This window comes from Aphanizomenon flos-aquae FACHB-1287, assembly GCF_014698755.1.
In the GTDB taxonomy this organism is placed as follows: domain Bacteria; phylum Cyanobacteriota; class Cyanobacteriia; order Cyanobacteriales; family Nostocaceae; genus Dolichospermum; species Dolichospermum flosaquae.
This window is the reverse complement of sequence record NZ_JACJTO010000002.1, coordinates 154,416-166,608: the sequence shown is the minus strand read 5'-3', so window position 1 is coordinate 166,608 and position 12,193 is coordinate 154,416. Positions and strand designations below refer to the sequence as shown.

The 12,193-nt window shown below is 38.1% G+C and carries 13 protein-coding genes; 4 read left to right on the top strand and 9 right to left on the bottom strand.

Translation table 11 applies throughout. The features are described from left to right. The first annotated feature begins 60 nt into the window (after nt 1-60). Both H6G44_RS01855 and H6G44_RS01850 read left to right on the top strand, forming a co-directional pair. Nucleotides 61-279, top strand: coding sequence for a helix-turn-helix domain-containing protein (locus H6G44_RS01855; protein ID WP_190384843.1), 219 nt, complete (start codon nt 61-63; stop codon nt 277-279). 3 nt (nt 280-282) lie between these two features. Continuing rightward, nucleotides 283-876 carry a ScaI family restriction endonuclease gene (locus H6G44_RS01850; RefSeq protein ID WP_190384842.1) on the top strand — a complete coding sequence of 198 codons (594 nt, stop codon included), beginning with the start codon at nt 283-285 and terminating at the stop codon, nt 874-876. Here the strand turns inward: H6G44_RS01850 and H6G44_RS01845 are convergent. From H6G44_RS01845 to H6G44_RS01820, 6 genes are all read right to left on the bottom strand, one after another. Then, nucleotides 860-1,729 (bottom strand): DNA-methyltransferase, encoded by an 870-nt coding sequence (locus tag H6G44_RS01845; protein WP_190384841.1) that lies wholly within the window; start codon nt 1,727-1,729, stop codon nt 860-862. The genes H6G44_RS01850 and H6G44_RS01845 overlap by 17 nt on opposite strands. Before the next feature lie 268 nt (nt 1,730-1,997). Then, on the bottom strand, nt 1,998-2,600 hold the full coding sequence (locus tag H6G44_RS01840; RefSeq protein ID WP_190384840.1) for a cytochrome c oxidase subunit 3: 603 nt from the start codon (nt 2,598-2,600) through the stop codon (nt 1,998-2,000). Between the two features lie 172 nt (nt 2,601-2,772). Beyond that, complete coding sequence (ctaD, locus tag H6G44_RS01835) at nt 2,773-4,425, bottom strand: cytochrome c oxidase subunit I (RefSeq protein WP_190384839.1); 1,653 nt, start codon at nt 4,423-4,425, stop codon at nt 2,773-2,775. Between the two features lie 42 nt (nt 4,426-4,467). After that, entirely contained in the window at nt 4,468-5,391 is a 924-nt protein-coding gene (locus H6G44_RS01830) for a cytochrome c oxidase subunit II (RefSeq protein WP_190384838.1), read from the bottom strand. Between the two features lie 76 nt (nt 5,392-5,467). After that, nucleotides 5,468-6,079 (bottom strand): DUF2231 domain-containing protein, encoded by a 612-nt coding sequence (locus H6G44_RS01825; protein WP_190384837.1) that lies wholly within the window; start codon nt 6,077-6,079, stop codon nt 5,468-5,470. Then, complete coding sequence (locus tag H6G44_RS01820; RefSeq protein WP_190384836.1) at nt 6,076-6,576, bottom strand: DUF2231 domain-containing protein; 501 nt, start codon at nt 6,574-6,576, stop codon at nt 6,076-6,078. The genes H6G44_RS01825 and H6G44_RS01820 overlap by 4 nt, the downstream gene beginning before the upstream one ends. 496 nt (nt 6,577-7,072) lie before the next feature. Here H6G44_RS01820 and H6G44_RS01815 point away from each other — a divergent pair, with 496 nt between their 5' ends. Continuing rightward, nucleotides 7,073-8,410, top strand: coding sequence for a 16S rRNA (cytosine(967)-C(5))-methyltransferase (locus H6G44_RS01815; RefSeq protein WP_190384835.1), 1,338 nt, complete (start codon nt 7,073-7,075; stop codon nt 8,408-8,410). Nucleotides 8,411-8,470: 60 nt separating this feature from the next. Further along, the gene (locus H6G44_RS01810) at nt 8,471-8,893 is read left to right on the top strand and encodes a tellurite resistance TerB family protein (protein WP_190384834.1); all 423 of its coding nucleotides are present in this window, start codon (nt 8,471-8,473) and stop codon (nt 8,891-8,893) included. A 44-nt stretch (nt 8,894-8,937) separates the two neighbouring features. On the opposite strand, the gene psb35 is transcribed toward H6G44_RS01810, so the two are convergent. Genes psb35 through H6G44_RS01795 form a run of 3 tightly spaced genes read right to left on the bottom strand, consistent with a single transcriptional unit; the run spans nt 8,938 to nt 11,857 of the window. Continuing rightward, nucleotides 8,938-9,132 carry a photosystem II assembly protein Psb35 gene (psb35, locus tag H6G44_RS01805; RefSeq protein ID WP_190384833.1) on the bottom strand — a complete coding sequence of 65 codons (195 nt, stop codon included), beginning with the start codon at nt 9,130-9,132 and terminating at the stop codon, nt 8,938-8,940. A 55-nt stretch (nt 9,133-9,187) separates the two neighbouring features. Continuing rightward, nucleotides 9,188-9,400 (bottom strand): hypothetical protein, encoded by a 213-nt coding sequence (locus H6G44_RS01800; protein WP_190384832.1) that lies wholly within the window; start codon nt 9,398-9,400, stop codon nt 9,188-9,190. A 51-nt stretch (nt 9,401-9,451) separates the two neighbouring features. Then, nucleotides 9,452-11,857, bottom strand: a complete 2,406-nt coding sequence (locus tag H6G44_RS01795) for a transglycosylase domain-containing protein (protein ID WP_190384876.1) — start codon at nt 11,855-11,857, stop codon at nt 9,452-9,454. Nucleotides 11,858-12,193: the final 336 nt, after the last annotated feature.

Genomic DNA, 12,193 nt, shown 5'->3' with positions numbered 1-12,193 from the left:
CCGCTAGATGCTACTTATCGGCTGTAGATTTTTGATGATTGAAAACAGATTGTTTGATTTATGGACAATCAGGCAAGAAAAAAATTGGGTAGCAATATTAAACAACTTAGGACAAAGTTAGAACTCTCACAAGAGCAACTAGCAGAAAAAGCGGATTTGCACCGTACTTATGTTGGTGCTGTTGAAAGAGGTGAGCGCAATATTAGTTTAGATAATATTTTAGCAATAGCTCGCGCATTAGAAATTTCTGCAAGTGAATTATTGGAGGGAGTTGAATAAATAATGTTAGTATCTCCCTACATAAATCATCCAGAAAGTGAATGGTTAGAAATAACCAAAAAACTGATTCAGGAATTTCCGCTATCAAGTGAAGTTTTAATTTCAATTGTAGAATCTGCATGGGAGGATCTTTATAATTCTAGTTTTGCAAATTCTGGACTTAAAATAGGTCAAGATATTTTTTTACCGGCTCAAGCTACAGGTGTTATTTTAGAAAAATTAATAGCGGTTCATCTTGCTAACCAATATTCAGAATGGAGAGGAGGTAAAACTAAACAGGAAAAAGATATTGTTTACACCACTAATGATCGCTATTCATTTGAAATTAAAACATCTTCCAGTAAAAGTGGATTGTTTGGTAATAGAAGTACAGGTCATAGATCAGATAATCGAACAAAGTATAGGACAGGATATTACTTAGTTATTAACTACAAATTGCCTAAAGAAGATGATTTAAGTCACCAATTATGGAAAATTCGTTTTGGTTGGATAGATGATGAAGATTGGATTGGTCAAAAAGAAGCAAGTGGACAACAAGCATCTATAGGAAAAAAGTTAGCAGAATTAAAGTTAATAACGCTCAAAATGTATCAGTAACTAAATCAAATAAAGTACCTTGTTTAACTTGATTTTCTTCATCACAGCGAATTTTTTTAACTCTTTCCACTGCAATATTGACATAATCTGGATTAATTTCAATACCTATTGCTTTACGTCCTGTTTTAATAGCTGCTTCTGCTATTGAACCAGATCCAAAAAAAGGATCAAATATGATATCTCCATGGTTGCTACTAGCTAAAATAATCCGACTAATTAACTGAATTGGAAACTGTGCTGGATGAGGAGTTCTTTCTTTAGAACTACGATTTTGACCAGAGGTAACTTTAGGAATTTGCCAAACATCAGTAGGGTTTTTTCCGTTGACATTACATTTTAATTTGCCATTTTTCTTTTGATTAGGATATTTAACATTAGGATCACGAATATCATCTAAATTAAATAAATATTTTTGAGAATCTTTAACATACCAAAGAAATTTCTCATTTCGAGGAGAAAAAAACAATTTTCCTGCGACTCCTGCACCATAATTCCAAACAATTTCTTGAATTAAATAAAAAGGAACTTTATCCCAAATTAAATAAGGAATAGGAATTGCTTTAGCACTGTTGGGAATAGAAAGATAACCAAGATTTAGCCAAAATGCACCATGAGATGAAGTGCAATGATAGACTTGATTAATCCATTTAGCTGTCCATTTAATATAATCTTCTAATGACAATATAGATTCATATTCCTTTCCTATATTATAGGGAGGAGATGTCACAGTTAAAGGTAAGCATTCTGCTGGTAACTTATTCATTAATAATAATGAATCTCCTTGATAAATTAATACATCTTTATCTTCATAGACTGGAGTTCCCAAAAAAGATTTAAAAGTATTAAGCTCCATACATTTGTACTCACTTAGTAAATGGAAAATGTTTTTAACATTGTACTACATTAATTAGTATTAAACATTATTTAATACAAAAATAATAGGGTGAGTAAAACCCACCCTGTAAATTATACAACAAAATTGCAATATATCTATAGGACTTACGCAAGTGTCACACCAAAAATGTATTGTAGGGTGCATCAGATATCAACAATCCATTTATTTACCTGATTTTTGCGGTAGTCATGCACCTTACCAATGTGCCAGTTGCGTAAGTCCTGATCTACTGCCAAACGTAGATAAGGATAAACAAAACAATCCAGATAACGTCAACAAAGTGCCAAAATAAAGAAGTGGCATTTATCCCAAAATGGCCATGATCAAAATTACCAGGAATAAAAGAACGCAATAAGACAATTAACTGCAACAGAATACCCGTAAAAACGTGCAACCCGTGAAAACCAGTTAATAGATAAAACATTCCTCCAAACGTACCAGAAGTAAAACCAAACTCCAGTTGACTCCATTCCACAGCTTGTCCAAAAAGGAAATAACCACCCATAGCCATTGTTAAAAACAACAAAAGCCGATAACTCTTTAAATCATGTCTTTCTAGGGCTTTTTCTGCAAAATAAATCACAAAACTACTAGCAACTAAAACCACAGTATTAATGCTAGGTTCTTTTATTTCCAAACCAGAAACACCAGCCGGCAACCAATTAATAGTAGAAGTTTTGTAGATAATATAACCAGCAAAGAAACTCAAGAAAATCACACTTTCAGACAACAGAAAAACAATAAAACCAAACATTTTACTGCCTTCTTCATCATGTCCATGCTCATGACTAACATGATCTAAATCATCAGGAGAAACAGAACTATCCATTGTTAAAAAACTCCAAAACCAGGAAACCAGTAATTAAGAAAAAAGTAACAGGAAAAACTATAGCGATCCTAACAAAGACGTGAAAAACCCTCTTCCTCCGTGTTCTCTGTGCCTCTGTGGTTCGTTAAAAAAAATCCTGAACACACATCAAATAGAATCGCTATATTACCCATTACTCATGTTCAGAAAATGTCATTAATTCAGACTTACCATAACCATAAGGTTCGCAAGTAACAATCGGAATTTCCTCAAAATTCTCAACAGGAGGAGGAGAAGAAACAGTCCATTCCAAACCAATAGCCCGCCAAGGATTAGCAGGAGCTTTTTCTCCATCCATCCAAGAAATCAACATATTGAAAATGAAAGGAAGAGTAGACATTCCTAATAGGAAAGAACCCAAACTAGCGACAATATTCCAACCAATTAATTCAGGTGCGTAGGAAGCAGCGCGGCGTAACATTCCTTGCAAACCTAAAGGGTGCATAGGTAAGAAATTCAAATTTGTGCCGATAAATGCTAACCAAAAATGAATTTTTCCCCAACCTTCGTGGAACATTCTCCCCGTCATTTTAGGAAACCAATGATAGATAGCGGCATACATTCCCATAGTTACAGTTCCATAGAGAACATAATGGAAATGGCCGACAACAAAATAGGTATTATTAACATGAACATCTACAGGAACAGAAGAAAGCATAATTCCTGTAATGCCGGCAAAAACAAACATTACCAAACCACCCAAAGCAAATAACATGGGTGTAGTGAGGCGAATTTTACCACCCCAAATAGTTGCCACCCAAGCAAATACCTTAATCCCTGTAGGAATAGATACAAACATGGTTGTCACCATGAAAAACAACCGTAGCCAACCGGGAGTACCGCTGACATACATATGGTGTACCCAAACAATGCCGCTAACTACAGCAATTAACATGGAGGAAATAGCAACGACTTTATAACCGAATAAAGGTTTGCGGGAATAAACCGGGAATATTTCCGAGAAAATCCCGAAAATAGGCAAAATGATTACATAAACTGCGGGGTGAGAATAGAACCAGAAATAATGCTGGAACATGACCGGGTTTCCGCCCTTAGAGGGGTCAAAAAAGGCAGTTCCTACTGTGATATCAAGGAGTAACATTACAGCCCCTGCAGTCAAAGCTGGAAGTCCAAATAATTGGATAATTTGGGCGCTAAATACTGCCCAAACAAAGAGGGGCATTCTAAAATAACCCATTCCCGGCGATCGCATTTTCACAATAGTAGTGACAAAATTTACCGCACCCATAATGGAAGAGACACCGGAAATAGCCACTGCTAATAACCAGAGAACTTGACCGTTAATCAAGTTTCCCGTGGGGTTTTGGGTACTAACTGGGGGATATGCCCACCAACCAGATTGAGCTGGTCCACCGGGAACAAAGAAGCTGGACATGAGCAGAATACCCACCACCGGCACCATCCAAAAAGCGACAGCGTTTAAGCGGGGGAAAGCCATATCTCGCGCCCCAATCATTAAAGGAACGAGGTAGTTAGCCATACCAACAAGGGAGGGAAATGTCCATAGAAACAGCATCACTGTTCCGTGCATGGTAAACATTCCGTTGTATACTGTGCGGTCGATTAAATCAGCTTCTGGGGTAATGAGTTCTCCGCGCAAAATCATAGCGAAGATACCACCAACCAGGAAGAAAATAAAAGAGGTAACGAGGTATTGAATACCAATAACCTTATGGTCTGTACTAAAACTGAAGTATGTTCTCCAGGTTTGGGGGGGTTCGTGGTGATTTGATTCACCACTGATATGAATGGGAATGTTAGTCATTTGTCAGTTGTTAGTTGTCAGTAGGAAAGAAAAATTACAGGGTTAACCAGGGAAATTGACTAATGGAGGTGTAGCGGGTTCGACGGTTTTCCAACCGCTATTAATCCCGTTTTCGAGTTTTTGAGCGTATTCAGAAGCCGCTTGGTTAGTTGCTGGGGTGAGTTCTTGACTTGCAGCTTTGCTTAACCACTGCTGATATTGACTAAGTGATTCCACAATTACTTTTGCTCGCATAGTAGCAAAATATGTACCGCTATATTGGGAATCAGTTAAATCATACGCGCCGGGGCGAATGGGAGTAAATTCAAAGTCGAGGTCGTTACCAGGAATAATGTCTTGTTTGAGGCGGAAAGCGGGTATATAAAAGCCGTGAAGTACATCTTCCGAATGTAGATTAAGACGGACACGACTATTCTGTGGTAAATGCAACTCTGTACTAGTAACGTTACTTTCTGGGTAATGAAAAACCCAAGCCCATTGTTTAGCAGATACATCAATATGTTCTATATTTTCAAATACTGCTACTGGAGGTTTATCTATTGTAGCAGAAGCTGATTTCATCTTCATGGGATTATGTAGATGTATCTGGTGAGATGGTCCCTGGATACCCATTTGTTCGTAAACTTGGTAACTATAACCAGCAATCCATAATACCAACATAATCGGAATTGCTGTCCAAACGACTTCCAAAGTAATGTTACCTTCAATATGGGGACCATCACCTAAATCTGTAGCTTTAGCACGATGGAAACAAATGGAATAGAAAAGAGTAGCAGTTACTCCCAGGAAAATTAAAGATCCTAATGTTACCAAAAAGCTAAATAAATCATCAATCAGATGAGATTCAGCAGCCCCTTGGGGAGGAAGCCAAGAATAAGACTGTTTACCAATCCATAGACTAGTAAGAGTTACTGCAACTGCCCCAGTAACAATGGTTAAAAAGTTGAGAAAGTGCCGAATTTTCATAATGGTCAGTTGTTAGTTATCAGTTGTTAGTTGGTTTTTAATTACCAATTACCAATTACCCATTACCCATTACCAATTATCTATTACCAAATATTTGATTAAGGTCTTGTCCTGCTCGCAGTAATTTATCTGCTGTATTGTGAACACCAAAATCTGCTGCTAGATGCGCTCCTAATGTACCGTGAAAATACATTAGCAACATAATAATTACACCCACAACCAGATAAGAAATTTGTACTTCTCGCTCTTCATATTTGCCGATAACATAACGTTGCCAACCTCGCCAAAAAGTCATACCAACAATGAGAGCTAGTAGTAATACACCACCGACACCATGCCACATCATTGTAGGCATTGCTAACATTCCCCAAGGACTTTTAATATCTGCTGGTGGTGCGGCCAATAACATTTCATAAAAACCTGCCCCAACGGTGAAGAATGTAATCACAGCAGCAGCAAAAATGTTGTACCAACCCACATCAAATAATCGAGAACGTTCAACTTTAATTCCCAAAAATTTGAATAGCCATTTTTCCAAAGGGAAGAACACACCTAAAAGATCAAAAATGATGGCAATGATGAATAAACCTAATGTAAGATGAACTAAATTAGGATGAATAGGAATGGCATAAGGTAAACCATTTGCACCCATTTGGTGACTAATTTGGTCTAGTAATTCTGAATTCATGGCAAGATTCCATCCTTTACCGCTTCTACAACAGGTACAGTATGTAAGCCATACACCCATACAAGTTCATCACCAAGATATACTTGAAATCCAACAAGGGCTGTTAATAAAACTGCCACAAATATATAATGAAAAGGGAGTTTTTTCGGGTTACGACTCCGCAAAACATAACGCCAAGCTGTTACAGCAGCAATAATTCCTGAAAGTGACCAACCGATGAGAGTATGAACATTTAATACTGATTTAGCCAGTTCATAGGGTTTAGCTAAACCAGCTTCAAATTGACCAAAAATAATTGCCACAAAAATAGCAACTGTGGCAATACACATATTCCACCAACTCACCTCAAATAGAGTATTTTTGCCAGTTAAATAACCAGCAATATCACAGAAAACAGAAAATAAAACCATCGCAATTACAAAGTGAACCACGATAGGATGTAAGGGATCTGGATATGGTAAATTATGCTCATTCAATGAAGTGAAAAAATCCAGCATTACAATCTCCTAGACTTATTTACTACCCCGCCCAGCTAAACTTAAATAATTGCTAGATACTCAATCACTGATATCAATAAATTATTTGATAAATCTGGTGTGAGTTTACCGCAATGTATCACCAAATAGCCAATTACTTTTGGTCAAGTGATTACCCTCTTTCATCCCCTCTCAAAAATGGGGAAATATGACAACAGTAATTATGGATGTAGCTAAACTAAATCACTGTTAGAGGTTGAATTTACTAGACCTAATTTTTAGGTTACGTAAATTTTTATGAATTGTCAAAAAACTAAAAGCAAAACTTCTAGAATTAATGAGAGAGTCAACAACAGGTTTTGATCTTGGCTCTACTACAATATTTTTAAATCAAAACCAACTATTTTTATGTTTATTGATGTACAATAAAAAATTATTACTTTGTAATTTTAAAAACCGAAATATTTGCTAATTGGTAATTGACAACTAAACCACTGACCACTGACCACTGATTTTCATGACCAACCCCCGTCAAGTAGCTTTTATAGCCCTCAAAGAAGTTCATAAAGGAGCTTATGCTGATGTCGCCCTAGACCGAGTGCTACAAAAGTTTAAGTTACCCGATAACGACCGTCGTTTAATGACAGAATTAGTCTATGGAAGTGTCAGAAGACAACGCACCCTAGACGCTCTCATTGACCAATTTGCTACCAAGAAAATACAGCAACAACCAAAAGACCTGCGAACAATTTTACATCTGGGTTTTTACCAACTGCGTTATCAAGAAAAAATCCCCGTTTCTGCGGCTGTAAATACTACCGTCGAATTAGCAAAAGAAAATGGTTTTCCTGGTTTAACTGGTTTCGTAAATGGTTTATTACGTCAATATCTTCGACTTGCAGAAAAATCCTCAGAATCCTTATATTTACCAGAAAATCCAGTAGAAAAATTGGGAATTTTACACAGTTTCCCTAATTGGATAATTGAAGTTTGGTTAGCAGAATTAGGTTTTGAAGAAACAGAAAAACTCTGTGCATGGATGAATCAAACCCCGACAATTGATTTACGAGTAAATATCCTTCGCAGTTCCTTAGAAGAGGTGGAATTAGCTTTTGCTTCTGCTGGTGTTTTAGTGAAATCTATTCCCCATTTACCCCAAGCTCTGCGATTAATTGGTAATAACGGCCCAATTCAAAATTTACCCGGTTTTTATGAAGGTTGGTGGACTGTTCAAGATAGTAGCGCCCAATTAGTTAGTCATTTACTTGACCCTCAACCAGGTGACGTGGTAATTGATGTTTGTGCCGCACCGGGAGGAAAAACAACCCATATTACTGAGTTAATGAGAGACCAGGGCAAAATATGGGCTTGTGATCAAACTGCTTCCCGGTTACGTAAATTAAAGGAAAATGCCCACCGACTGCATTTACAATCTATCGAAATTTATACAGGTGATAGTCGCAATTTACCGCAATTCTACCAGATCGCTGACCGTGTATTACTTGATGCTCCTTGCTCTGGCTTAGGAACTATGCACCGTCACGCTGATGCGCGTTGGCGGCAAACACCCGCATCTGTTCAAGAACTTTCCCAACTCCAAAGGCAATTAATATCACACAATGCCAGTTTTGTCAAGACTGGTGGCGTTTTAGTTTATGCCACTTGTACACTACATCCAGCGGAGAATGAACAGGTAATTTCCGAGTTTTTAGCCGCAAATCCCCATTGGCAAATTGAACCTCACCCTTTTATTATACTTAATAGTTCTGATTCTGGTTGGTTAAAAGTCTGGCCTCACCGTCAAAATATGGATGGATTTTTCATGGTGTGCTTAAGAAAAACTAAGGATTCCTAGTGAACACCAATAGTGATTGTAAAATCTAATCGAAGCCGGAATCTATCAGAGGAGGCAGTGATGGTTAATCATTCTCATGTAAAAAAGCTAGTCAAAATCCTAATTGGAGCAGCTTGGATTGATGGCAGAATCCAGCCGGAAGAACGACAATATCTGCGGGAAATAGCCCAAGCTAAAGGTTTAGCTAGTGATCCAGAAATTAAACCTTGGTTGTATGAGTTAGTACCAGTAAAACCAAAGGACTGTTATGAATGGGTGAAAGAGTATTTAGGCGACCACCCAACCCCGGAAGATTACGGAAATTTAATTGAAGCTATCAGTGGCTTAATTTATAGTGACGGTGATGTAGCTGTTGAGGAGGCAAGACTCCTCTCCCAATTAGAAGAGTTAAGTAAGTCTAGTAGAGCTAATCCAGCAGCCCCCACTACACTCCTTAAACAAATTCAAAAGCTCTATCGTCGGTGGGTTGATATCCAAAATTAGAGTAGGAGGCAGGTATTGCTTACTACCTGCCTATTGTCTATTGTCTACTCTTTCTCAACCTTGGGGACAACGTTGGGACGCTCTTTATTTTCCCAACCGGGAGGGCGTTTGGAATTGTACCAGGCAATTGAACCAATGGTGACAGCAGCGATAAAACCCACTACATACACCAAAGTAAAAGCAAGGGGAAAATGATTACCAGTATCTTGGACTGGAACTTGGAGCAATAAATAACTCATGATTATATTCGTCTAATGTAGATTACACTTCTTCATAAAGTATAAACTAAGCGACTCACCTACATCCGCCCCAGGACAAATCTTTTGGGTAATTGGTAATTGGTAATTGGTAATTGGTAATTGGTAATTGGTAATTGGTAATTGGTAATTGGTAATTGGTAATTGGTAATTGGTAATTGACCGTTGTATTCACAGGCATATAGCATATTACCAGTAAATCAGGTACAGCCATAAATAATAAAACAATAAGCTGTTGTGGTGCGGGCATCTTGCCCGCTACTTGTGTACCTCACTCAAATGAAATTCTCTGTAAGATTAATTATTCCGGTGAAGATTTTGGTTTAAGTCTTTCCCGCCAAGAAGGTCGTGAAGACCCTTCAGAACTGTTATTCTCTGAAGATGACCTGGAAGAATTTGATTTTTCGCCGCTGCTTTCTTGTGAACGAGATGATTGAGAGGCATCACTATTAGATTCTTTGCGGTTTCGTCTTCTACTAGGGGAAGAGTAGGTCCTACTTTCCTCCTGATAATCACGTCGTCTCCGTCTTGGTGTATTTTCTGAAGAATCTGTCGATTGATTATAGTTTCTTCTTCGTCTCCGTCTTGGTGTACTTTCTGAAGAATCTACCGATTGATCATAGTTTCTTCTTCGTCTCCGTCTTGGTGTACTTTCTGAAGAATCTACCGATTGATCATAGTTTCTTCTTCGTCTCTGTCTAGTTGATGAATCAGAATTATTGCTATTATCCTCATCTGATTTTTGATTATCATTAGCAATAGGTATATAGACAAGTCTTTTCGGTTTGACTGGTTCGGCTTTAATACTACCTTTCCGACTTTCTAATTTAGGCAGGGGAGGAAATTTTTCTACAGGCATTCCCTCCACTGCTTTTCTCATAAATCTACGCCAGGCATAAGCCGCAGTCCCACTGCTACCATAAGTAGGCGTATTATTATCATTTCCTAACCACACCCCAGCCACTAATTGAGGAATATAACCAATAAACCATAAATCACGAGCTTCATCAGTAGTACCTGTTTTTCCCGCCACTGATCTATCATCTAATTGAGCCGCCGCACCAGTTCCATCGGTGACGACATTTTTTAACATCCAAGTCATAATAGCGCTACTATCAGCATCTAAAACTTGCTTAGATTCATATTTAGCTGACCAAATTACATTCCCTTCTCGGTTGAGAATGCGGCGGATACCATGGGCTTCTATATGATTTCCTTGGGTGGCGAATGTACCATAGGCGCTGGTTAATTCTAGCAAGTTGACTTCATTAGAACCAAGGGCTAAAGAATAGGTGGGTTTGAGTTCTGATTTAATTCCCAGATCATGGGAAAGTTTAATAATTGGCTCAAAGCCTACGTCTATTAATATTTTTACCGCAATTGTATTTATAGATTGGGTGAGAGCATCCCTGATATTCAACGAGCCAGAGAATTTTTCATGGAAGTTTTTTGGCTTATAACCATCTACTGATAAAGGTTCATCTAAATAGCTATCGTAGGGACTTTTGCCAGTAGCGATCGCTGTAGCATAGACAAAACCTTTAAAAGTTGATCCTGGTTGTCTTTGAGCTTGTGTTACCCGATTAAACTGGTTTTTGGCAAAGTCTTTACCCCCCACCATGGCCTGAATTTCACCATTTCGAGGATCTATGGCCACCATCGCTGCTTCTCGAAAATTTTGCCAACGTCCTTCATTTTTTAATGTTTTAGTAACTGCGGCTTCTGCTGCTTGTTGCCAAGTTGGGTTTAAGGTTGTTTCTACTACTAAACCACCACTAGCTAAGACATCGGCGGAAACGTGCTTTGGTAGTTCTTTTTGAATGTAACTAGTAAAATAGGGGAAATCTACTTGTAACCGTTTGGGTAAATTACTGTTAATTGTTAATGCTTCTTGACTAGCGGTTTGTTTTTCGGCTGCGGTAATGATCCCATCCTCTTCCATCCGCTGCAACACCAGATTTCGCCGTTCCGTCGCTATTTTGGGGTTTTTATCTGGGGCGTAGAAATTAGGTGCAGGAGCTAATCCCGCCAAGGTAGCCATTTCTGATAAGCTAAGTTGATCTACGGATTTACTAAAATATACCCAAGCAGCATCACCCACACCGTAAGCACCAGAGCCTAAATACACCAGATTTAGATACCGTTCTAGAATTTGATCTTTAGTCAATTCTCGCTCTATTTTTTGAGCTAACCGGACTTCTTTGAGTTTACGCCAAAAGGTTTTTTCCTGTTTGAGGAAGAGAATTCTTGCTACCTGTTGGGTAATGGTGCTACCACCTTCTACCACATTTTGCGATCGCAAATTACTAATAACTGCTCTAATAATTCCTTGGGTATCAACCCCATCATGTTGATTAAATCTTCGATCTTCTGAAGCAATAAAAGCTTTCTTTAAAGTATCTGGTATTTGCTCGATTTTCAACACTTCTCTGGTTGCTTCCCCTTGCTGTTGTAGAACACTACCATCAGCAGCTTTAATCGTTAGTGTTTGTTCTCGTACCAATGCTCTAAGTGCGGACTGGCCTGGTAAATTTTTGTCTACTTTTGAGATTGTATATTGGCAAACAATGATCCCACTACCAAGACCTAACCCTGCCCAAAACCAAAAACGACGATAAAAGGGTTTATCGCTGCTGGCAATTTTGCCTAAGATTCCAGATGATAGAGTTGTCATCTGGGTTATCAACTGCTTTGCATTCACCTGCATTCTCGGTAGTAAGTTTTCATTAGTGGACTTGTCATTTTGTTGATGATTACCTAATGGCAATAGCAGTTTCTTCTAATTGGTTTGAGTGCGGAAATGTTAACTCTAATATCATATCGCATAAAGTACCCCATAAATTATTAACTTAATTCAGCGCTAATATGTGTTTTTTATAGACCTATAGGATTGATGGTCATATCATATATGACAACAAAATCATGTAATTCTTGCATGAGATAACTACAAAAATCATAGAATCAAAATCAATTTTCCTTCCTGTGTCCCCCCCCTGCTCTCTTGAGTTCAACAATTAACTATAACAATTCTCAAAGAAAACAG

Excerpts from the sequence above, each read along its gene's own strand:
- H6G44_RS01855 (WP_190384843.1), top strand. The coding sequence starts at position 61 with ATGGACAATCAGGCAAGAAAAAAATTGGGTAGCAATATTAAACAACTT.
- H6G44_RS01850 (WP_190384842.1), top strand. The coding sequence starts at position 283 with ATGTTAGTATCTCCCTACATAAATCATCCAGAAAGTGAATGGTTAGAA.
- H6G44_RS01845 (WP_190384841.1), bottom strand. The coding sequence starts at position 1,729 with ATGGAGCTTAATACTTTTAAATCTTTTTTGGGAACTCCAGTCTATGAA.
- H6G44_RS01840 (WP_190384840.1), bottom strand. The coding sequence starts at position 2,600 with ATGGATAGTTCTGTTTCTCCTGATGATTTAGATCATGTTAGTCATGAG.
- ctaD (WP_190384839.1), bottom strand. The coding sequence starts at position 4,425 with ATGACTAACATTCCCATTCATATCAGTGGTGAATCAAATCACCACGAA.
- H6G44_RS01830 (WP_190384838.1), bottom strand. The coding sequence starts at position 5,391 with ATGAAAATTCGGCACTTTCTCAACTTTTTAACCATTGTTACTGGGGCA.
- H6G44_RS01825 (WP_190384837.1), bottom strand. The coding sequence starts at position 6,079 with ATGAATTCAGAATTACTAGACCAAATTAGTCACCAAATGGGTGCAAAT.
- H6G44_RS01820 (WP_190384836.1), bottom strand. The coding sequence starts at position 6,576 with ATGCTGGATTTTTTCACTTCATTGAATGAGCATAATTTACCATATCCA.
- H6G44_RS01815 (WP_190384835.1), top strand. The coding sequence starts at position 7,073 with ATGACCAACCCCCGTCAAGTAGCTTTTATAGCCCTCAAAGAAGTTCAT.
- H6G44_RS01810 (WP_190384834.1), top strand. The coding sequence starts at position 8,471 with ATGGTTAATCATTCTCATGTAAAAAAGCTAGTCAAAATCCTAATTGGA.
- psb35 (WP_190384833.1), bottom strand. The coding sequence starts at position 9,132 with ATGAGTTATTTATTGCTCCAAGTTCCAGTCCAAGATACTGGTAATCAT.
- H6G44_RS01800 (WP_190384832.1), bottom strand. The coding sequence starts at position 9,400 with ATGCCCGCACCACAACAGCTTATTGTTTTATTATTTATGGCTGTACCT.
- H6G44_RS01795 (WP_190384876.1), bottom strand. The coding sequence starts at position 11,857 with ATGCAGGTGAATGCAAAGCAGTTGATAACCCAGATGACAACTCTATCA.